The organism is Pseudomonas sp. LS2P72 (genome assembly GCF_054897865.1).
Window position 1 is genome coordinate 3,568,406 of sequence record NZ_CM142708.1, and the last position, 22,133, is coordinate 3,590,538.

The following is a 22,133-nucleotide window of genomic DNA, read 5'->3' on the forward strand; positions in this document are numbered from 1 at the left end:
AAGGCACAGGGATTTTGGCAACACAACTAAGGACGGTAGCTGGATGAATAACAAGTACAACAACCTTGCCTTGCTTTGCGCATTGGCCACCTTCGGTACCGCGCAAGCGGCGCCTTACATGGAAAACGGTAGAGCGGGCGATCCCAACAGTTGGCGCAGCGCTGAATTCAATGCCGATTGGGGGCTGGGAGCGGTCAACGCACAAGAGGCCTACGCCGCCGGTTACACCGGCAAAGGCGTGAAGCTGGGGATCTTCGACCAACCGGTCTACGCCGCGCATCCGGAATTCTCCGGCCCGAACAAAGTAATCACTCTGGTTACCAGCGGCATCCGCGAATACACCGACCCGTACATCCCGGTCAAAGCGGGAGACGCCTTTCGCTACGACGGTTCGCCCTCGGTCGGTTCCGACGGCGAGCTGGGTGCCCATGGCACCCACGTTGGCGGGATCGCTGCCGGCAGCCGCGATGGCGGCCCGATGCATGGCGTGGCGTTCGGCGCGCAGATCATCAGTGCGGACAACGGTGATCCGGGCCCGGAGGACGGCATCATTCGCGGCAACGACGGCGCGGTCTACAAGGCCGGTTGGGATGCCTTGATCGCGAGCGGCGCGCGGATCATCAACAACAGTTGGGGCATCGGCATCACCGATCGCTTCGACCTCGGCGGACGCAACCCCGCCTACCCGCATTTCACCGTGCAGGACGCGCAATTGCAGTTCAACGAGATCCGTCCGCTGCTCGGGACCAAACCGGGCGGAGCCTACGATGGCGCCATCGCGGCTGCTCGCAGCGGTATCGTGACGATCTTCGCGGCCGGCAACGACTACAACCTCAACAACCCGGACGCCATCGCTGGCCTGGGCTATTTCGTCCCGGACATCGCGCCGAACTGGGTCACCGTGGCGGCGTTGCAGAAAAACCCGGATCTCAACAGCCCGGACCTCTACAACATCAGCACCTTCTCATCGCGCTGCGGCTACACCGCAAGCTTTTGTGTGTCCGCACCGGGCAGCAAGATCTACAGCTCGATCATCAGCGGTACCAACGCCGACAACCTGACCACCGGCTACAAAAACTACAACGGCACGTCGATGGCGGCGCCGCATGTCGCCGGTTCCATGGCCGTGCTGATGGAACGCTTCCCGTACATGACCGGCGCCCAGGTCGCCAGCGTGTTGCGCACCACGGCCACCGACCTCGGTGCGCCAGGTGTCGATTCGCTGTACGGCTGGGGCATGATCAACCTGCGCAAAGGCATCGATGGCCCGGCGATGTTCGTCACCGAGCAAGACATTCCCGAAGAATTCCGCATCCAGGGTGCCTACGGTTCGAGCCAGTTTGTCGCGGATCTGCCAGGCATCGGCGCGATCATCGACGCGGGCAAACCGACTCAACGCGTGTGCAATGACGTGCACTGCGGCCTCGACACGTGGCGCAACGACATTTCCGGCCATGGTGGCCTGACCAAGCAGGGCATTGGCACGCTGGTGCTGACCGGTGCCAACACCTACGCCGGCCCGACGCTGGTTAATCAGGGACGCTTGGCAATCAATGGCTCGCTGCTCTCGGCGGTCACCGTCAACGACAGCGGGATCCTCGGCGGTAATGGCCGCATCGGCGCATTGACCGCGAAAAGCGGCGGCACCGTAGCGCCTGGCAATTCCATCGGCACCTTGCAAGTGGCGGGCGACGTCACCTTCGAGCCTGGCTCGACCTACGCCGTGGAGTTATCGCCGACCAGCAGCGATCAGATCGTGGCGGGCGGCAAAGCCGTGATCGACGGCGCTACCGTCAGCCTGTCCCTGGAAAACAGTCCGACCTTGCTGACCACCAGCGAAGTGAAATCCTTGCTCGGCAACCAGTACAACATTCTGCAAGCGGCCGGCGGGATCGAAGGGCGTTTCGGCGCCGTGCTCCCGGATTATCTGTTCATCGGAGGCACACTCGGCTACTCGGCCAATGGCATCCAACTGGCGGTAGAGCGCAACGCAGCGTCTTTCGCCAGCGTCGGCCAAACCCCGAATCAACGCGCCGTCGCCGCGGCCGCCGAGCAATTGGGCGCGGGCAATGCGCTCTATGAAACCTTGCTGCTTTCGCCGACCGCTGCCGTCGCGCAACAAGCCTTCCAGCAACTGTCCGGTGAGATTCACCCGGCGATCGGCACGCTGCTGATCAACGACAGCCGTTACCTGCGCGATGCCGTCGGCGAACGCCTGCGTGAACGTGATCTGTTCAATGCTGCGGCACCGACCGATGACCGCAGCAACGCCTGGGTCAAAGTCCTCGGCGCCTGGGGCAAGAGCGATGGCGGGCATGACAACGCCAGTTCCAACAGCTCCATCGGCGGCTTGCTGGCCGGTGTCGACGGTCTGATCACTGAAGATACGCGGCTGGGTTTCGTGACCGGTTACAGCGACAGTTCGTTGAGCATGGGCGATGGCACACATTCGTCAGCCTCCGTCGACAGCTACCACTTGGGCGCCTATCTGGGCCATGAAATCGATGCCCTGCGTCTGAGCGTCGGCGGCGCCTACAGCTGGCATCGCATCGACGTGAAGCGTGATCTGCAATTTGGCGACGTCAGCGGCAAACAGAAATCCAAACGCGATGCGACAACCGCACAACTGTTTACCGAAGCAGCGTATCGCCTGGACCTGCAACCGCTGGCACTGGAACCGTTCGCCAACCTGGCTTACGTGCACCTGAACAGCGACAGATTCACCGAGAAAGGTGATGCCGCAGCGCTCAAGGGTGGCGAAAACAACCGCGACGCCGTGCTCTCGACCCTCGGCTTGCGGGCGAGCAAAGCGATTGCCCTGTCGGACCAACAGCAGCTGGAGCTGTCCGGCACGCTGGGCTGGCAGCACAACCTGAGCAACACCCGTTCCGAAGATCATCTGGCCTTCGCCAACGGCAACACCGCGTTCAGCGTGCAGAGCGTTTCCCTGGACCGTAACGCTGCCGTCATCGGTGCGCGGGCCGGTTTGGCGGTGGCGCAGGACGTTCGTTTGAGCCTGGATTACAACGGACTGCTCGGCTCCCGCGAGAAAGACCACGGTGTGGGTCTGACGCTCGACTGGCAGTTCTGATTTGACGCAAAAGGAAGCAAACCTATGGGACTGTTTGATTACAAAAATGCTGACGGCAAGGCGTTGTACAGCGACGCCATCGCCCTGACGTTGTACGCGTACACGCCAACCGGTCAACCGCTGCCGGCGACCGGTTGGGCGCCGATTGGCGCTACGCAGCTGGGTTATCAAGGCAAGGTCGGCGCACAAGGCACCTTCTATGGCGAGAAGGACGGCTTCACCAGCGCCGAAGCCGAAGTGCTCGGCAAGTACGACGCGGCGGGCAAGCTGATCGGTATCGGCATTGCCTTTCGTGGCACCGGCGGCCTGGGTTACAGCGACACCTTCGGCGACATGAAAAACAACCTGCTGGCCGCTGTCGGCCCGGTGGATTACGCGACGAACTACGCGAAAAACGCCTTCGACAATTTGCTCAAGGACGTCGCAGCATTTGCGCTCGGCCATGGCCTGAGCGCCAGGGATGTGCTGGTCAGCGGTCATAGTCTGGGCGGTCTGGGCGTCAATAGCCTCGCTGAACTGAGCGGCGACAACTGGGGCGGTTTCTTCAAGGAGGCCAACTACGTTGCCTTTGCCTCGCCGACCCAGAGCGCAACCGGCAACAACGTGTTGAACATCGGTTACGAGAACGATCCAGTGTTTCGGGTACTCGACGGCACCACCTTCAGCAGTAGCTCCCTGGGCAAGCACGACGGACATCAGGATTCGGCGACCAACAACATCGTCAACTTCAATGACCAGTACGCCTCCACCGCGCAGAACCTGGTGCCGTTCAGCATCCTCAACCCGCTGAACTGCTCGGCCCACGGCTCGCTGGGTTACGCCGACGGGTTGAACCGGGTGATCGACTCGCGTTTCTACGACCTCACCGACAAGGACTCGACGCTGATCGTGTCCAACCTGGCGGAAGCGTCCCGGGGCAAGACCTGGGTCGAGGACCTCGGTCGCAGCGACGAACCTCACACCGGTAGCACATTCATCATCGGCACCGACAGCAACGACCTGCTCAAGGGCGGTGCCGGCAATGACTTCATCGAAGGCCGCGACGGCAACGACCGGTTCCGCGATGACGGTGGCTACAACATTCTGCTGGGCGGCAAGGGCAGCAACACCTTCGAATTGCAGAAGCCGTTGCAGAACTTCAGCGTTGCCAACGACGGCGACGGCGACGGCACGCTGTACGTGCGTGATGCCTACGGCGGCATCAGCATGACCCGCGACATCGGCGCGCTGGTCAGTAAAGAGTCGGGTTCATGGTGGGGGAGCAAGGAAGTGACCTACAGCGTCACCGCCAATGGCTTGCTCAACGGCAATGAATTGACCCACTACAACCACTCGCTCAACGGTGACGCCTACGGCAACACACTGGCGGCCAGCGTCGACGGCGACTGGTTGTTCGGCAATGCCGGCGATGACCTGCTGCGCAGCGACAAAAGCCAGGTGACCTTTGTCGGTGGCGCGGGCAACGACGTGATGCAGGCTGCGGGTGGCAACAACACCTTCCTGTTCAGCGGCGCCTTCGGCTTCGACGCGATCAATGGCTACCAGGGCAACGACAAACTGGTGTTTCTCGGCGTTCAGGGCGCGGGGCAGGGGTATGACTACACGCAACACGCTTCGCAGTCGGGCCACGACACAGTGCTGAAGATTGGCGACTTTGCCGTGACCCTGGTGGGGGTGGGACTGGATAACCTGTCGGCTTCAGGCATTACGTTCGCCTGAGGCTGCATGCACTAAATGCTCCGGGGCACCTCGTGAGTGAGGCGTCCTGGTTGTGAGCTATCTCTGACAATTCCAACAAAAAGAGAGGCAATACCAATGGGTGTGTACGACTACAAAAACTTCGGTACAGCCGATTCCAAAGCGTTATTTACCGACGCGATGGCGATCACGCTGTATTCCTATCACAACCTCGATAACGGCTTTGCCACCGGCTATCAGCACAACGGCTTCGGCCTTGGCTTGCCGGCGACATTGGTGACCGCACTGATCGGTGGCACCGACTCCCAGGGCGTCATTCCTGGGATTCCATGGAACCCCGATTCGGAAAAAGCCGCGCTGGACGCCGTTCAGAAAGCCGGCTGGACGCCGATTACCGCCGCGCAATTGGGCTATGACGGCAAGGTCGATGCACGCGGAACGTTTTTCGGCGAGAAGGCTGGTTACACCAGTGCTCAAGTCGAGATCCTCGGCAAGTACGACGCGCAGGGCCATCTCAGCGAAATCGGCATCGCCTTTCGTGGCACTAGTGGCCCACGAGAAAGCCAGATCAGCGACTCCATCGGCGATGTGATCAATGATCTGCTGGCGGCGCTAGGGCCCAAGGATTATGCGAAAAACTACGTCGGCGAAGCCTTCGGTAATCTGCTTGGCGACGTGGCGGCATTTGCCCGGGCCAATGGCCTGTCGGGCAAGGACGTGCTGGTCAGCGGTCACAGCCTGGGCGGGTTGGCGGTCAATAGCCTGGCGGACTTGAGCAACGACAAGTGGGCCGGGTTCTACCAGGATTCCAACTACATCGCATACGCCTCGCCGACCCAAAGCAGCACCGATAAAGTGCTGAACGTCGGTTACGAAAACGATCCGGTGTACCGCGCGCTCGACGGCTCATCGTTCAACCTGTCGTCGTTGGGCGTGCACGATGCGGCCAAGGTCTCGGCGACCGATAACATCGTCAGCTTCAATGACCACTACGCTTCGACAGCGTGGAATGTGCTGCCGTTTTCCATCCTCAACATCCCGACCTGGATCTCGCACTTGCCGACCGCCTATGGCGACGGCATGAACCGGGTGATCGAGTCGAAGTTCTACGACCTCACCAGCAAAGACTCGACGATCGTAGTTGCCAACCTGTCGGACCCGGCTCGCGCCAACACTTGGGTTCAGGATCTGAATCGCAACGCTGAAACCCACAAGGGCAGCACCTTCATCATCGGCAGTGACGGCAATGACCTGATTCAGGGTGGCCGGGGCAACGACTATCTGGAAGGCCGCGACGGCAACGACACCTTCCGCGACGGTGGTGGTTACAACATCCTGTTGGGCGGCAAGGGCAACAACGTGCTGGATGTGCAGCAGTCGGTGAAAAACTTCGACTTCGCCAATGACGGCGCCGGCAACCTGTACATCCGCGACGGCAATGGCGGCATCAGCGTGACCCGCGACATCGGCAGCCTTGTGACCAAGGAGCCGGGGGTTCTGTGGGGGCTGTTCAAGGATGACGTGATCCACAGCGTCACGGCCGATGGCCTTAAGGCGGGCAACAACCTGACTCAGTACGCGTCAACAGTGAAGGGCGGTGCCGGGGCCGATACGCTCACGGCTCACGCGGGTGGCGATTGGTTGTTTGGACTGGACGGCAACGATCATTTGCTCGGCAGCCAGGGCAACGACGTGTTTGTCGGCGGGGCGGGCAATGACGTGTTGGAGTCGGGGGGCGGAATCGATACGTTTCTGTTTAGCGGCGCGTTTGGTCAGGACCGGGTGGTTGGCTACCAGGCCAGCGACAAACTGGTGTTTCTCGGGGTTCAGGGGGTGACGCCGAACGATGACTATCGGGCGCATGCCACGGCGGTGGGGCACGATACGGTGCTGACGTTTGGGGGGGATTCGGTGACGTTGGTCGGGGTTGGGCTGGATAGTTTGTCCAGCTCAGGAATTGTTATCGCCTGAGCTTGATCCGGTGGCTGTAATGGCCCCATCGCGAGCAAGCTCGCTCCCACAGGGGATTTGTGAACGCCACAGATCCAATGTGGGAGCGAGCTTGCTCGCGATGAACGATGACGCGGTATTCAGTCTTCCTGTCGAATCGTGGTCACTTCATCAGCCTTGACCTTCACTTTCGCCCCGGAAATATCTTCGAACTCGAAGAAGCCATCCTGGGTCTCGGTTTTCGGCATGTCCTTGGTCAAATACTGGGTGCCGTTCTGCAGCGTCACAACCGTTGGCGTCGCACAACCGGCCAGGGCCAGAAAGGCCGCTACCGCCAGGGGCAAGCCCAGAGTCTTGATATTCATAACCACCTCTCATCCTTCAAAAAAAACAGCGCGACTGCCACGAACGAAATCAATCGTCACTGTACCTCTAACGCGGTTGGTGCGATGGATTGGCAGAAAGTTCATAGACACTCGAAAAATTACAGATTAACGCCGCCGCTTATCCTTTTCCGTTTGCACCGGGCAGGGCGTAGCTGGTATCTGTACGCATAACCAGTACTCGCTCGCCATGGCCTTTTTCCTGTGACTGCAAACCCTCTCGACGATCCGTTCTATTACTTGAACAACTTCATGCAAGTGCTTGATTGGCTTGAGCATCGCTATGCCGATGTGTTGAGTGTCGAAGAACAACACTTCATCCGCGAGTTCAAGCGGTTGCCCCGTGAGTCCCGGGCGTTGCTGGTCAGGATGGTGATGCGCAAGGGGATTCACTTCCGGGCGAGCAAGCTGCATTACCTCGAGATCGGCGACATCGCCATTGCCGCCGGCCCACTGCTGGCGCTGGGCTGGATCGACGAGCAATCGCCGCTGTCGATCGAAGCGCTGTTCGAGGTATTGCTCAAGGCAGAAATTATCCAGTGCTTTGGCGCCACCCTCGATCGACCCAAGGGAAAAAAGACCGATTGGCTGCCCGCACTGAGCGAACAGTTTCCCCAGGCTCACAGCTTTGGCCAGTGGTGCCCGTCGCTGGATGACCGATTGTTCAGCCTGACCATCATGGGCCTGTGCGACCGGCTGCGCTTAATGTTTTTCGGCAATCTTTACCAGGACTGGTCCGAGTTCGTGCTGGCTGACCTGGGCATCTTTACCTATGAAAAGGTCGAGTTCTGCGCCGATTCCCGAGGCCTGCGCAGCCGTGACGACGTGGACGCCTGCCTCTTCCTTCATGAATGTCAGCAGCATTTTGAGGCCGGTGAAGCCGTAAAAGGCATCGTCGAGCAGATCAAAGGGTTGGCGCTGAGCAATCCCTGGCTGCAACGACGTCGCGGCAAACTGTTGTTCCAGATCGGTCAACACTGCGAGCGACTGGCGGATTTCGCTACCGCACTGACGATCTACCGCGAGTGTGCCTATCCCGGCGCGCGCCTGCGGTTGATTCGCGTATTGGAGCGCTGCGGTGAATACCAACTGGCCATGGACCTGGCCACCGCGGTGGAGCAATCGCCGGAAAGTGCCGCCGAGCAGCAACAATTGCTGCGAGTGCTGCCCCGGTTGCGGCGCAAGTTGGGCGGTCCGGTGATAAAGCGCTCGTCCCCACGGGAAATGCTGCGCCTGGACCTGCAACTGCCCAGAACCGATCCGGCGTTGTCGGTGGAGTCTTACGTGCAGGCGCATTTGGCGCAAGAGTCGGCACCGGTGCATTACGTCGAAAACAGCCTGATCAACTCGCTGTTCGGTCTGCTGTGCTGGCCGGCGATTTTCGCGCCGTTGCCGGGGGCGTTTTTCCACCCGTTCCAGCGTGGGCCGGTGGATCTGCTCAATGAGGACTTTCACGCGCGCCGCGCGGAACTGTTCCACAGCTGCCTGGCGGAACTCGATGACGGGCGTTACCGCCAGACCATTCTTGAACGCTATGCCAGCAAGTGGGGCGTGCAGTCGCCCTTCGTGTTCTGGGGTGTGCTGAGCGAAGAATTGCTCGATCAGGCACTCGATTGCCTGCCGGCCGAACACTTGAAGCACTGGTTCAATCGACTGCTGTTGGACATCAAGGCCAATCGCGCCGGCATGCCGGACCTGATCCAGTTTTGGCCGCTGGACAAAACCTACCGGATGATCGAAGTCAAAGGCCCCGGTGATCGCCTGCAAGACAACCAATTGCGCTGGCTCGAGTTTTGCCATGAGCACCAGATGCCGATTGCCGTCTGCTACGTGCAATGGGCGGAGCAGGGCGCGTGAGTTACAGCATCGCGGTGCGGGCGTTGTGTGAATTCACCGCCAAGGTCGGTGATCTAGACCTGCGTTTTACGCCTTCGCCGACGGCGCTGGAAGGGATTGTCGGGCACCGTACGGTGGCGTCCCGGCGCAGCGAAGGCTACCAGAGCGAAGTCGCGCTTGAGGGCCAGTATCAAACGTTAAAAGTAAAGGGTCGGGCCGACGGCTATGACCCCGTACAAAACTGCCTGGAAGAAGTCAAAACCTATCGCGGCGACTTGAGCAAGCAACCAGCCAACCACCGTCAGTTGCACTGGGCGCAGGCGAAGATTTACGGCTGGTTGATGTGCCAGAAACTGGAGCTGGCGCAGATCAATCTGGCCCTGGTGTACTTCGACATCGTCAGTGAAAAGGAAACCTGCCTGGTCGAGGCCTTCAGCGCCGCGGAGCTGGGGCTGTTCTTCGAACAACATTGCGCCTTGTTCCTGCACTGGGCCGAACAGGAAATGGCCCATCGCGAAGGGCGTAATCAGGCGGCGCAACAACTGGCGTTTCCCCATACCGACTTTCGACCCGGGCAACGTCATCTGGCGGAATCGGTGTTCAAAGCCGTCAGCACCGGTCGTTGCTTGATGGCCCAAGCGCCCACGGGGATCGGCAAGACCGTCGGCACGCTGTTCCCGATGCTCAAAGCCCTGGCGCCGCAGCAACTGGACAAGGTGTTCTTCCTCACGGCGAAAACCCCGGGGCGCAAACTGGCGCTGGACGCCGCGCAAGTGATCCTCGATAGCGCCGACGCGCCACCCTTGCGGGTCCTCGAAATGATCGCCCGGGACAAGGCCTGCGAGCATCCGGACAAAGCCTGTCACGGCGAATCCTGCCCGCTGGCCCAAGGGTTTTATGATCGCTTGCCCGCCGCTCGCCAGGCGGCCAGCAAATTGTCCCTGCTGAACCAGAGCGCTTTGCGCGAGGTTGCCCTGCAACACGACGTCTGTCCCTACTACCTGAGCCAGGAAATGGCCCGCTGGGCAGACGTGGTGGTCGCCGACTACAACTACTATTTCGATTTCAGCGCGCTGCTGTTCGGGCTGGCCCAGGCCAATAACTGGAAAGTTGCGGTGCTGGTGGACGAAGCGCACAACCTGGTGGAGCGCGGCCGGCAGATGTACAGCGCCAGCCTCGAGCAATCGACCCTCAACGGCGTACGAAAAACCGCGCCCGAGGCGTTGAAAAAATCCTTGCAGCGGGTCAATCGTGAGTGGAATGCCCTGCATAACCAGCAACTCGGCGCCTATCAGGCCTATGACAAGGCTCCGGAAAAACTGCTTCAGGCGTTGTCCTCGTGCAGCGCGAGCATCGGCGATTACCTGAACGATCATCCGCAAGGCCTGGACGGGGCATTACAGAACTTCTATTTCGACATCCTGCAATTTTGCCGGGTGGCCGAGCTCTTCGATGAACAGTTCCTGTTCGACATCAGCAAGCGCGACCTCGATCGCCAACGCAACCTGTCGCAGCTGTGCCTGCGCAACGTGGTGCCCGCCGGCTTCATCCGCCCACGCCTGACGGCCGCACGCAGCAGCGTGCTGTTTTCCGCGACCCTGAGCCCTCGCCACTACTATGCCGACCTGCTCGGTACGCCGGCGAACACGGTGTGGATAGACGTTGAATCGCCATTTCATGCCGATCAGCTGCAAGTACACATCGTCAGCCAGATCTCTACGCGGTTCGTTCATCGCCAGTCATCCCTTGCGCCGATCGTCGAGCTGATCGCCCGGCAGTTCAGCCAACGTCCCGGCAACTACCTGGCGTTTTTCAGCAGCTTCGATTATTTGCAGCAAGTGGCGCAGTTACTGGCCGAGAAACATCCACACATCAATCTGTGGTCGCAGTCCCGCGGCATGGGGGAAGGGCAGCGACAGGACTTTCTCGAACAGTTCACCACCGAAAGTCAGGGCGTGGGTTTCGCGGTGTTGGGCGGGGCTTTTGGCGAAGGCATCGACTTGCCGGGCGCGCGACTGATCGGAGCGTTTATCGCCACCCTTGGACTGGCGCAACTCAACCCGATCAACGAGCAGTTGAAACAGCGCATGGCGGCAATTTTCGGTGCCGGTTATGACTACACTTACCTGTTTCCCGGTGTGCAAAAAGTGGTGCAGGCGGCGGGGAGGGTGATCCGCACCCAGCAGGATCAAGGGGTGGTGATGTTGATCGATGACCGGTTTGGCGACAGCAAGGTCAAGCAGCTACTGCCGCGCTGGTGGTCGATTGCCCCGAGGATTTTGCACGCTGTCGTGTAGGATTTTTTACTTTATAAACATCGACATATCTTGAGAAAAAGGCCCATTTGAACAATCAGCGAATGCCGTCTTTATTCAAAGAGCCAGTCATCACTTCCAAGCTGAATCTTTGATAAGGAAATCAAGGTATGTCAGTAGCATCGAAATACACGTACACCCCTGAGCAGGTCACCGCAGCATTCAATGAAATAAAAGTGACGCTGTTCAGCGGCATCACGGCCGAGGCAACACCCAAAATTCTGGTCGTTGCCGGGCTGCAAGGGTCAGGCAAAACCTATCTGCTGGACAAGAACCTGCTGCCTTCAAAACGCTACGACAACTATGTTCGGCTGTACCTGCCTGACTACCGCAAAAAACACCCCCAATATGCAGAGATGATCAGACTCGGGGTCTTGCATGCTTATGAGCATACCGAGGCATTTGTTCGTGAAGTCAGTACGAAGATCTTTACGCAGGCCTTCACCGGTAAATTCAACATCATCATGGAATGTGCGTTCGACAGTGTCGATTTCGTTGCTTTTGCGACTTCGGCGACCGCCGCCGGCTATCAATTCGAGACTCACATCGTTGGCTGCACTCAAGAGTTTGCTCATGTGTCGAGCATTAAACGAGCGTTCAAAAGCCTTGAAGACCAGGAAATGGAACGGTTTCTCACGGTATCGATGCTGGATGCCAGCATGAGTTATGCGCCTGCGATCATCCTGGCCTTCGAGACGGCTGCAAAGGCGGTCAGCGGCTCGCAAATCAATGTGTACGAGCGCGGGTTCGGTGGATTGAACGAACGAACCTTGATTGCCCAGAGTACCTACTCCAAAGCTGCCGACGGTTCCGTCAGCACAACCACAACCAAAGTGGATTTTGCGTACAGCGTCTATTCAAACATCATCGACAACCGTGTCTTCGCGGTGAGTGATCGCGACGAAGTCGTCAAAGAGTGTCATCTGGCACTGCTCAAAACGACGACTCATGCTTCGCATGTTCCGAATTTCGTCTACAACGATCTGTACGCGTACATTGTCCAATACGTGAATCGATAACGCTGGGCGACGAGTGCCGTTTTTCCGACTTTCCAAATGCGTGGTTTGTCGCATACTCCAAAAAAACGGTCATACCAAGAGGGATCAATGAACGAGGATCGGACCAAAGCCAACGCCATCGACGACAGTCGTTTTCGCCTGTTGATCGATGCTGTGATTGACTACGCGATCTATATGATTGATCCCGAAGGCATCATCACCAGCTGGAACGCCGGCGCCAGGCGTTTCAAGGGGTATGAAGAGGCCGAGATTCTCGGTCAGCACTTTTCGCGGTTCTATACCGAAGTGGATCGCCGTTCCGGTTTGCCCCAGCGAGCGCTGGACACGGCGATCAGGGAGGGGCGTTTCGAGGGGGAAGGCTGGCGGGTTCGCAAGGACGGCACGCATTTCTGGTGCCACGTGGTCATTGATCCGATTCTCGACCCGTCGGGCACGTTGCTGGGGTTTGCCAAGATCACCCGGGACCTGACCGACCGCAAAATGGCCGAAGAAGTCCTCAAGCAAAGCGAGCAGCAATTCCGTCTGCTGGTTCAAAGTGTCACTGATTACGCCATCTACATGCTCACGCCGGATGGCCGCGTGACCAACTGGAACCTCGGGGCTCAGCGCATCAAGGGCTACTTGCCCGAAGAAGTCATCGGCCAGCATTTTTCGATGTTTTACACCCCGGAAGACCGCGAGGCCGGCGAACCACAACGGACCCTGGACATTGCAATCCGTGAGGGGCGGTTCGAAAACCAAGGCTGGCGCGTGCGCAAGGACGGTACGCGGTTCCTGGCACATGTCGTGGTGGACCCGATTCGGGGCGACACCGGCACGTTACTCGGCTTTGCCAAGATCACCCGTGATATCACCGAAGTCACCCAAGCCCAGCAGGCGCTTGAGCAAACCCGCGAAGCGCTGTTTCAGGCGCAGAAGATGCAGGTCATCGGTCAACTCAGTGGTGGCATTGCCCACGACTTCAACAATTTGCTGACCGTCATCCTCGGCAATCTCGAAATCGTCCGCAAACGCGTCGGGGACGATTCGAGAATTACCCGATTGGTGGACAACGCCACTCAAGGTGCCTTGCGTGGCGTAACCCTGACTCAGCGCATGCTCGCGTTTGCCAGACGCCAGGAGCTCAAGTCCGAACCTGTCGAGATTCCGAAGCTGGTGCAAGGGATTATCGGGCTGTTGCGCAGCTCCCTTGGGCCTTCCGTGGTGCTCGAAACGCGCTTTTCGCCAGATCTTGAACCGGTCATGGCCGACGTCAATCAGCTCGAACTGGCAGTACTGAACCTGGTGACCAACGCTCGAGATGCGATGCCCCATGGCGGAAAAATCGTGATCAGCGCCCAGTCAGATGCTGTTCTGGACAAGGCGCAGCTTTCCCTGGCGCCCGGTGGTTATGTCTGCCTGATTGTCACCGACACCGGTGAGGGCATGGATGACGCGACGCTGGCATCGGCAACGGACCCTTTTTTCACCACAAAGGGCGTTGGCAAAGGTACTGGCCTGGGGCTGTCAATGGTTCATGGTTTTATCGAGCAATTGGGCGGCCGATTCGTCCTCAAAAGCCTGAAGGACAAAGGCACAACCGCCGAACTGTGGATACCCGTCGCCACAGCTGATTCAGTCGCCAAACCTGTTGCCGAGGAGCAAACCGCACCGCCGGTGCCCCGACTGTGTGTGTTGGTGGTGGATGACGACAGTCTGGTATTGACCAGTACCTGCCTGCTGCTCGAAGACCTGGGGCATCGAGTGATCAGTGCATTGTCCGGCGCACAGGCGCTGGCCATGTTCGGCAGCGAACAGGCGATTGACCTGGTCATCACTGACATGGCCATGCCACAGATGAATGGCGCGCAACTGGCGCAGGCTATCCAGATCATCAAACCGAGTCTGCCGATCATCCTTGCCACCGGTTACGCCGAGCGGCTGGAAGGTTTTGCAACCAGACTTCCGCGTTTGTCCAAACCCTTTACCCAACTCAATCTGGTGGAAATCATCGCCACGACCATGAAATGACAAAGCCCGAGACTGTTCACTTAAAGTTGGGGGTACATATCCGTTTTCGCGGTAACGGCGGCTATCGGTTTCGCTTTTACAGCGAGTCACTTGGAAAAGCCCCAAGTAACCAAGGGCTCTTGCCCCGCCATTCGGTGCCTCGCTTAGGCTCGGCATGCCCTCACTCCGGCATTGCTCCGGGGGCCCGCCGCCATCGGCCATCCATGGCCGGGGGCGGCTACCGCGGCATCCTTGCCGCGGTGCCCCCTACACAATACCTGCGTTCGGCCTCTGGGAAAGGGGCAAGCAGATCAAGATCAAAAGCCACAGCCACAGCCACAGCCACGGCAAGATCAAAAGATCGCAGCCTCGTTTCACTCGACAGCTCCTACCGGGGCGGGACGGGGCGGGACGGGGGTGTACGCAAGCTTCTCACCACTCAACAGGCCGAGCGTTAGCTCGCCTGCAGCTCTTGATCTTGACGCACCGCGCCCTCGAGAGGCCGAGTGGAGGTTCTGCGCAGTGGGCAACCCGGCATGGATGCCGGGTTAGCCGCCCCCGGCCATGGATGGCCGATGGCGGCGGGCCCACGGAGCAGGACCGGAGCGAGGGCATGCCGAGCCACAGCGAGGCACCGAACGACAGGGGCAGGAGCCCTTTGGTTACTTTGGGGCTTTTCCAAAGTGACCCGCCGTAAGGGCGGAACCCTAAGCCGCCATCACCGCAGAAACGGATATGTACCCCAGCTTTGCTGTTCCTCCAGCATCAAGCCGCCAGATTGGCTGAACTCATTTCTTTCTTGTACCGAGCTTTCAAACTTTCCATTTGCGCGCCCAGCTCTTCAAGTGTGGCTTTGCCCAACAGCTTTTTAGCCTGAGGGAACATCTCGGTTTCCTCTTCCTCGATGTGATGTTCCAACAGTTCCTTGACCACTTTCACGCGACCGGCGAATTCCGGAGTGGACGGATCGGTGACTTTCAGGTCTGGCAGCACCAGCGAATCAACGGTGCGATGTTCTTCCTTGGCTTCGTAATACATGACGTCCTGTTCCTTGCCCCCGGCTTTCTTGTACGCCGGGTACAAGACTTCCTCTTCGAGACGAGTATGGATGGCGATTTCCATTTCCAGCTTGGCCAGCAACTCGCCGCGTTTTTTAACACCACGCTCGGTGGATTCGCTTAGCTGGGTCAGGATGCCTTTTACACGTTCATGGTCGGCTTTCAACAAGTCTATGGCGTTCATGGTCGAGTCTCTCCAACGAGTCAGGGGGTGAGCGCGAACGGTCTCAGGGCCGAAGGTCGCTCATAGTCCTTGAGCATTTGTCGTGCCGGTTTCTCGTTGCGATAACGTTTTTATAAAACAATGAGTTGGAGTGGCTGATAGCAAACTGAGGTCATGCAGCCTGCATGAGTCCGGAAATTCACTCATGCAGTTCGCAGTGGTGCATTGATGCCTTGAGTAGTAAAAAGCCCGGTGATTGCGCCGGGCTTTTCAAGTTCAGGATATGGATTCGGGTTGCTGGAGCGAACGATGAGTGTTTTGTGTGGAAATCGAGACAGGTGGGAAAGTTTTGTTGAGCAGCCGCAAGTGCCCGATCGCTTCCTCGAACTTCAAGTCGGCCTTCCTGCGCATCGCCTGATAGCGATCAAACAGCTCCACATCCATGTCGCTATCCTCGAGTAACCCAAAGGCGCTACGGTTCAGCGCCTGGGCCTCTTCAAACATCTGATGATTACGTTCCAGGGCTAAGGCCCGGCAGGCTTTGATTTCTTCGGAGGTGGAATAGTGAATCATGACCAGCACCTGATTTTTCGAGGTTCCTTTTGATAGGTATCGATGCCGCTGGGGAACCGAACCTGGCAAGTCCCGCCATGCAAAGGCCGGGTGGGATTAGAGTTGTGACTTATCGGATCGCAAAAGAATTCATATTTATGAATGTGAAAATTCGATATTTCCGACCCTGAGAGCACAGACCTCAAATCAAATATCCTGTTTTTTATGCTGTTCATATCGCGCCAGGATCGGTTGAGTGCTGACCCCGTGGATAAGGATGCTGAGCGCGACCACAGATAACGTCAGGTCGATACATAACGTTGCTATCGAATCGCCCAACCCATGGTTCACGGCATAAAACAGGTAATACAAACTGCCGATACCGCGTATGCCGAACCAGCCAATCAACATTCGCTGGTGACCGTTGAGCAAGCTGCCCCAAGGCATGACGACGACGCTCAGTGGTCGTATCAGGCAAAACAACACGCCAGCGATCAGCAACGCGCGCCAGTCCCAGTGAGCCATCAGCACCACGCCGAGCAGCGTCACCAGAAAGACTTCCATGGCCCGCTCCACCAGGCTGCCGAAGGCGAGCATATCGCCCATCATGATGCCCGCGGCGACCTGAGCATCTTCAAGGCTTGCGGTGTCACCATGAACCGCCTGTTGCGGGTCGACATTTTGATGTCCCACGACTGGCTGAACCAGATGCTCGGCGGGAAGCGCGTCATCGCCTGTGGATTTGACTTCTACGTGGCGCAAACCCAGGCCGGCAGCGAACACCGACAGAAAGCCATAACCGTGAATCGACTCGGCCCCTACATAGGCCAGGGCAATCAAGGCGAGGGCGAGGTAATCATTCGGCGAAAGGGTGCTGTCGTCATTTTTGATGCGCATTGACAAGGTCAGACGGCCAATGCCGCGTCCCATCCAGTAGCCGGTGAGTAAACCGGCCGGGACTGCCCACAACAGACTGCGCAGCACCCAGTCGCTCAGCCAGCCGGGGTTGCCGTCGTGTTGCACCAGCAGCAGGCCGAGGATGACAAACGGGAAAGCGATCCCGTCATTGAGCCCGGCTTCACCCGACAGCCCGAAGCGCACGCTGTCGTCATCCCGGGCGTCGTTGACTTGCACCAGGGCGGCGAGTACCGGGTCGGTGGGCGCCAGAATCGAGCCGATCAACACGGACGCGCCCCAGGACAATCCAAAACCGTAATGCAGCAACAGACTGACGCCGGCAATGGTCAGCACCATGACCGGGCCGGCCAGGCCGTAGGCGATGCGCCAGTTTTTGTCCCTGAGCGGCAAGCGCAACTTCAAACCACAGACAAACAACGAAAACAGCACCGCGACTTCCGTCAGATGCTCCATCCAGGTGGACGCATCTTCGGTGTCCAGTTTCAACAGCCCGAACCCCGCGGGCCCGATGGCTACACCCAGCACCAGGCACACCGCCGACGTAGTCACCGGCATCCATCGCAGGTACGACGATGTCAGTGCCAGCGTCAGCAGCACGGCACCCAGCACCGCCACCCACAAAATGAAACTCATGTTCGGTACTCGCCGGGTGCGTGCCGCGATGTAGAGCCTTTGGCGATCAACCGACGGTCGCGCGCAGGTATTCAGGTGTCAATACGTTGAACCATAGCAGGATCATTGAGACCAGGAGGGTGACCAGTACCAGCAATCCGACGCCCCAGACGCAAGCGGCGTTCAGCGGGCCTTGTTCCTTGCGCTCATGCATAAAGATCGGCAAGCCGACGAACAGCAGAAACGTGGAATAGGTGGAATAGATTGACGATAGGTGCGGACATTATGACCTCCGGATCTGGAGTGGCCCGTACAGAGGGGCCCTGAACGTATTGAGGGGCGAGTTTTGACAGGGGTTCAATTTTTTATCCCAGAGCCGGGCGTGGTCCGAAAGAGGGAATGTTTGGAGACGCTGAAGGTCAACCGAGCAGCTCTCCTTTCTGGATGATTTGCCATGAGCGTCAGCCAATCCGTGGTCGAGTATTTGCGTGAAAACGACTTGCTGTTGACCACCGCAGAGTCTTGCACGGCCGGAAAAATCGTCACGCTGCTGGCTGAGGTTCCGCACAGTGGGGAGCTGATCGAAAGCGGGTACGTGGTCTATTCCCCCGAAGCGAAGCAACGCTTGCTCAACGTCAGCCCTGAGACGATTGAAAGGTTCAACCTCACCAGTTGTGAAGTCGCTCGGGAGATGGCGTTGGGTGCGCTGCGCGACAGCACAGCCAATGTCGCCGTGGCGACCACCGGCATCCTCGGGCCGGAAGACGTCGATGGCATCCCTGCCGGCACCATTTGTTTCGCCTGGGCCTATCAGACCGGGCAGGGGCCATGTGTCTTCAGCCGACAACTGCGGTTTTCCGGCACCCGCAGTGAGGTTCAGTTATTGGCCGCGGAGCACGCGTTGAAGTTGCTGCCGCATTTCCATCAACGGGCATTGGACGGCGAGCAAGGGCAGGGCGCACGCGATGAACGATGAAGCCGACCATACCGATTACCACAGCCGCGACTATCCCGTGCGCGAAGACATGGCGCATCAGGTCAAGGTCTGGCGATTCGAGCGTTGGGGATGGTTCGCCCTGATGCTGTTGGTGTTGCTGGCGCTACTCGGCCTGTTTTCACGCGGGCCACTGAGCACCCGGGACGTTCAAGGCGACGATGGCAAGGTCCGGGTGCAATACGAAGTGTTCCACCGCCACGGATCCTCTAACCCGATGCAGATCAGCGTGAGCGGTGCGCCCAATGCCACGGTTGAGCTGGAACTGACCGGGGCGCTGCTGGACGGTTTCAACATTGAAACCCTGCAACCGCAACCCCAGCGCGCCATCAGTGCCGGGTCGGGCATGAGGCTGTGGGTGCAAACCGACGCTCAGGGCCAGGCAAACCTTTATCTGACGTTGCGCGGCGATGGGCTGGGACTGTTTCGCAGCCGCGTTGCATCGCCCGGCGCCCTGCCCGTGAACCTCGATCAATTCATTTTCCCTTAGGTGACCTATGGACTCGGTATTGCGCGCGGCTGCGATGTATCTGGCGCTGATGGTGCTGTTCAAAATCGCGGGGCGACGCTCTCTGTCCGAATTGACGACATTCGATTTTGTGCTGTTGATGATCATCGGTGAAGCGACGCAACAGGCGTTGCTGGGCGATGACTTTTCCCTGACCAATTCGATGCTGGTGATCGTCACGCTGATTGTCATCGACGTCGGCCTATCGCTGCTCAAACAACGCTCGCGATGGGTGTCGCAGTTGATCGATGGCGGGCCGACGATCATCGTCGAGAACGGCAAGGTTCTGCACAAACGCCTGCGCCACGCGCGATTGATCGAGGCCGACATCATGGAGGCGGCACGCTCGAGTCAGGGCATCGAAACCCTTGAGCAGATCAAGTTCGCGATCCTGGAGCGCAACGGCAAGATCTCGGTGATTGCTCAAGAATCGTCGTGAAGCCTGTGCACTTAATGAAATCTTGAGGCAGGCGCAAACTTGTGGCGAGGGGATTTATCCCCGTTCGGCGGCGAAGCCGTCGCTAAACCTGCTTGCCAGGAACACCTGAAAGAATGCAGGGGGCCGCTTCGCAGCCCAACGGGGATAAATCCCCTCGCCACGGGGTTTCTTGCTGATTGAAGAATGTGTTCAAAGCATCGGCTTGCCACCGGTGATCCCGTAGCGCTGCCCCGTGATGTAACTGGCCTCATCCGACGCCAGCAACACATAAATCGGCGCCACTTCCACCGGTTGACCCGGCCGGCCGAGCGGCGTTTGCCCACCAAAGTTCTGCACTTCTTCATCGGGCATGGTCGAGACAATCAGCGGCGTCCAGATCGGCCCTGGTGCCACGCAGTTCACCCGAATGTTCTTCGGCCCCAGCATCTGCGCGAGGCCCGCAGTGAAGTTGGCAATCGCGCCTTTGGTCGTGGCGTAAGGCAGGAGGGTCGGTTTGGGCATGTCGGAATTGACCGAGCTGGTGTTGATGATCGAACTGCCGGGTTTCATGTGCTTCAACGCGGCCTGACAGAGCCTGAAAATGGCGGTGATGTTGACGTCGAAGGTCATCACCCATTCTTCGTCCGGGATGTCCTCGATGTTTTCGTGGCTCATCTGGAACGCGGCGTTGTTGACCAGCACATCGATTCGGCCGAAGCGTTCGACCGTCTTGTCCACCAGGGCCTGGCAGTGGGCTTTCTGCGCCAGGTCACCGGACAGCAACAGGCACTGCCGGCCGGCCTGCTCGACCCAGCGTGCAGTTTCCTGCGCGTCTTCATGTTCATTGAGATAGGCGACGACGACGTCCGCGCCTTCACGGGCGAAGGCGATCGCTACGGCGCGACCGATGCCACTGTCGGCGCCGGTGATCAGGGCGATCTTGCCGTCCAGTCGGCCTGATCCCTTGTAGCTTTGTTCGCCACAGTCGGGGTACGGATCCATTTTCTTTTGGGAACCGGGGACAGGCTGGGCCTGTTTCGGAAAGGGTGGTTTTGGGTAGGTAATCATTGGGAAATCTCCGTTCGCAAGGCAGAGGAGTCAAAGGGTTGACCCTGGTGTTTTGCCTTGAGTTCGGTTGGATTTCAGTGATCGTTCCCACGTGGAACGTGGGAACGAAGATCATCAGGCGTTGCGATTGAGCAAGCTGCGTTCCATCCGCGCAATGCCTTCTTCCAGCAATGCCCGTGGGCAGCCGAAGTTCAGGCGCACGAACTGTTTGCTGTCATCGCCGAAATCCAGACCCGCGCTCAACCCGACCTTGGCCTGTTCAAGGAAAAACTGCTGAGGGTTATCCAGTCCCAGCGCCGAGCAGTCGAGCCACGCCAGATACGTGCCTTGCGGAATATTCATGGTCACACCCGGCAGGCGCGTGTTGACCGCGTCCACCAGATAATCCCGATTGTTTTGCAGATAAGCTTTCAAGCCGGCCAGCCAAGGGCCGCCTTCGCTGTAGGCGACGCGCGTCGCTTCCATGCCCAACGGGTTGACGCTGTCGACCATGCCGCAGCGGGCGTGGTTGACCCGCGCACGCAACGCCGAGTCCTGAATGATCATGAAAGACGTCTTCAGACCGGCAATGTTGTAGGCCTTGCTCGCCGACATCAGCGTGATGGTGCGCTTGGCGATTTCCGGGCTCAGGGACGCTGTCGGAATGTGTACGCGCCCGTCGAAACACAACTCGGCATGAATCTCGTCAGAGATGATCCAAGCGTCCTGCTCCACGCAGATGTCGGCGACCGCTTGCAGTTCTTCTCGCGGGAAGACTTTGCCCACCGGGTTGTGCGGGTTGCTCAGCAGCAGCGCACCGCCACCGGTCAGCGCCCGATTCAGGGCATCGAGTGGCGTGGCGTAAGTGCCGTCCGCCAACGCGTCGAATTCGAGTTCAACCTTGTTCAAACCCCAGTGCCCCGGCGCATGACGCAGCGGCGGGTAGTTCGGGACCTGAACCACAACGTTCTGCTGCGGCTGGACCAGGGCATTCAGCGCCATGTTGAACCCCGACTCCACGCCCGGCAGGAAAATCAGTTCCTCAGGCGATACGCGCCAAGCGTACTTGTTCCATAGGTCGGCGACGATGGCATTGCGCAAGTCATCCTGGGCCACGCTGTAGCCGAGCATCGGGTGTTCCAGACGTTTTTGCAGGGCCTGGATGATCACCGGCGGCGCGGAGAAGTCCATGTCGGCCACCCACATCGGCAACACGTCGGCCGGGTAACGGCTCCATTTGGTACTGCCGGTGTTGTGGCGGTCGAACACCTGATCAAAATCGAAAGTCATGCTCAGTCTCATAAAGGGCAAGGTAAATCCGACGGTCATGATAAACGCCAAGCCCCTGTGGGAGCGAGCTTGTGTGGCGAGGGGATTTATCCCCGTTGGGCTGCGAAGCGGCCCCGAAATCGAAAACCGCGGTGTGCCAAGTACACCGCACACGATGGTTTTACGACTGCTTCGCAGCCGAACGGGGATAAATCCCCTCGCCACACAGGCTCGCTCCCACAGGTTATGCGTGATGGTTGATGCCACTGTATTGCCCGATGGTCGGTTTTCACACAGTCAGTTCTAACATTGT

The 22,133-nt window shown here is 58.9% G+C and carries 16 protein-coding genes and 1 pseudogene; 10 read left to right on the forward strand and 7 right to left on the reverse strand.

Annotation, left to right across the window (positions count from 1 at the left end; translation table 11 throughout):
* Nucleotides 1-43 precede the first annotated feature (43 nt).
* The 3 genes from ACYZUA_RS16390 (at nucleotide 44) to ACYZUA_RS16400 (ending at nucleotide 6,760) form a co-directional block, all read left to right on the forward strand.
* Nucleotides 44-3,091: an autotransporter domain-containing protein gene (locus ACYZUA_RS16390; RefSeq protein WP_461959685.1), complete on the forward strand. Its 3,048-nt coding sequence runs from the start codon at nucleotides 44-46 to the stop codon at nucleotides 3,089-3,091.
* 24 nt (nucleotides 3,092-3,115) lie between these two features.
* Nucleotides 3,116-4,810 (forward strand): polyurethane esterase, encoded by a 1,695-nt coding sequence (locus ACYZUA_RS16395; protein WP_461959686.1) that lies wholly within the window; start codon nucleotides 3,116-3,118, stop codon nucleotides 4,808-4,810.
* A 96-nt stretch (nucleotides 4,811-4,906) separates the two neighbouring features.
* Nucleotides 4,907-6,760 (forward strand): polyurethane esterase, encoded by a 1,854-nt coding sequence (locus ACYZUA_RS16400; protein WP_461959687.1) that lies wholly within the window; start codon nucleotides 4,907-4,909, stop codon nucleotides 6,758-6,760.
* A gap of 119 nt (nucleotides 6,761-6,879) precedes the next feature.
* Here the strand turns inward: ACYZUA_RS16400 and ACYZUA_RS16405 are convergent, their stop codons facing one another.
* A complete protein-coding gene (locus tag ACYZUA_RS16405) occupies nucleotides 6,880-7,104 on the reverse strand; it encodes a YgdI/YgdR family lipoprotein (RefSeq protein WP_461959688.1) in 225 nt (74 codons plus the stop codon).
* 270 nt (nucleotides 7,105-7,374) lie between these two features.
* Between ACYZUA_RS16405 and ACYZUA_RS16410 the strand changes: the two genes are divergently transcribed.
* The 4 genes from ACYZUA_RS16410 to ACYZUA_RS16425 all read left to right on the forward strand — a co-directional run bounded on the left by ACYZUA_RS16410 (nucleotide 7,375) and on the right by ACYZUA_RS16425 (nucleotide 14,302).
* Nucleotides 7,375-8,979, forward strand: a complete 1,605-nt coding sequence (locus tag ACYZUA_RS16410) for a VRR-NUC domain-containing protein (protein ID WP_461964012.1) — start codon at nucleotides 7,375-7,377, stop codon at nucleotides 8,977-8,979.
* Nucleotides 8,976-11,255 carry an ATP-dependent DNA helicase gene (locus ACYZUA_RS16415; RefSeq protein WP_461959689.1) on the forward strand — a complete coding sequence of 760 codons (2,280 nt, stop codon included), beginning with the start codon at nucleotides 8,976-8,978 and terminating at the stop codon, nucleotides 11,253-11,255. Before ACYZUA_RS16410 ends, ACYZUA_RS16415 begins: the two co-directional genes overlap by 4 nt.
* A 128-nt stretch (nucleotides 11,256-11,383) precedes the next feature.
* Nucleotides 11,384-12,292 (forward strand): zeta toxin family protein, encoded by a 909-nt coding sequence (locus ACYZUA_RS16420; RefSeq protein WP_461959690.1) that lies wholly within the window; start codon nucleotides 11,384-11,386, stop codon nucleotides 12,290-12,292.
* 87 nt (nucleotides 12,293-12,379) lie between these two features.
* Nucleotides 12,380-14,302: a hybrid sensor histidine kinase/response regulator gene (locus ACYZUA_RS16425; protein ID WP_461959691.1), complete on the forward strand. Its 1,923-nt coding sequence runs from the start codon at nucleotides 12,380-12,382 to the stop codon at nucleotides 14,300-14,302.
* 744 nt (nucleotides 14,303-15,046) lie between these two features.
* Here ACYZUA_RS16425 and ACYZUA_RS16430 read toward each other — a convergent pair.
* The 4 genes and pseudogenes from ACYZUA_RS16430 to ACYZUA_RS16445 form a co-directional block, all read right to left on the reverse strand.
* Complete coding sequence (locus ACYZUA_RS16430; RefSeq protein WP_461959692.1) at nucleotides 15,047-15,523, reverse strand: hemerythrin domain-containing protein; 477 nt, start codon at nucleotides 15,521-15,523, stop codon at nucleotides 15,047-15,049.
* Between the two features lie 255 nt (nucleotides 15,524-15,778).
* Nucleotides 15,779-16,075 (reverse strand): hypothetical protein, encoded by a 297-nt coding sequence (locus tag ACYZUA_RS16435; protein WP_461959693.1) that lies wholly within the window; start codon nucleotides 16,073-16,075, stop codon nucleotides 15,779-15,781.
* A gap of 186 nt (nucleotides 16,076-16,261) precedes the next feature.
* On the reverse strand, nucleotides 16,262-17,605 hold the full coding sequence (locus tag ACYZUA_RS16440; RefSeq protein WP_461959694.1) for a cation:proton antiporter: 1,344 nt from the start codon (nucleotides 17,603-17,605) through the stop codon (nucleotides 16,262-16,264).
* Nucleotides 17,606-17,651: 46 nt separating this feature from the next.
* Nucleotides 17,652-17,843: pseudogene (locus tag ACYZUA_RS16445) on the reverse strand (hypothetical protein); the annotation flags it as partial.
* 195 nt (nucleotides 17,844-18,038) lie between these two features.
* On the opposite strand from ACYZUA_RS16445, the gene ACYZUA_RS16450 reads away from it, so the two are divergent.
* Genes ACYZUA_RS16450 through ACYZUA_RS16460 form a run of 3 tightly spaced genes read left to right on the forward strand, consistent with a single transcriptional unit; the run spans nucleotide 18,039 to nucleotide 19,525 of the window.
* Nucleotides 18,039-18,560: a CinA family protein gene (locus ACYZUA_RS16450; RefSeq protein WP_461959695.1), complete on the forward strand. Its 522-nt coding sequence runs from the start codon at nucleotides 18,039-18,041 to the stop codon at nucleotides 18,558-18,560.
* On the forward strand, nucleotides 18,550-19,068 hold the full coding sequence (locus tag ACYZUA_RS16455) for a hypothetical protein (protein ID WP_461959696.1): 519 nt from the start codon (nucleotides 18,550-18,552) through the stop codon (nucleotides 19,066-19,068). The genes ACYZUA_RS16450 and ACYZUA_RS16455 overlap by 11 nt, the downstream gene beginning before the upstream one ends.
* A gap of 7 nt (nucleotides 19,069-19,075) precedes the next feature.
* A complete protein-coding gene (locus ACYZUA_RS16460) occupies nucleotides 19,076-19,525 on the forward strand; it encodes a DUF421 domain-containing protein (RefSeq protein ID WP_461959697.1) in 450 nt (149 codons plus the stop codon).
* 189 nt (nucleotides 19,526-19,714) lie between these two features.
* Here the strand turns inward: ACYZUA_RS16460 and ACYZUA_RS16465 are convergent, their stop codons facing one another.
* Nucleotides 19,715-20,572 (reverse strand): SDR family oxidoreductase, encoded by an 858-nt coding sequence (locus ACYZUA_RS16465; RefSeq protein ID WP_461959698.1) that lies wholly within the window; start codon nucleotides 20,570-20,572, stop codon nucleotides 19,715-19,717.
* 114 nt (nucleotides 20,573-20,686) lie between these two features.
* The gene (locus ACYZUA_RS16470) at nucleotides 20,687-21,841 is read right to left on the reverse strand and encodes a MalY/PatB family protein (protein WP_461959699.1); all 1,155 of its coding nucleotides are present in this window, start codon (nucleotides 21,839-21,841) and stop codon (nucleotides 20,687-20,689) included.
* Nucleotides 21,842-22,133 lie beyond the last annotated feature (292 nt).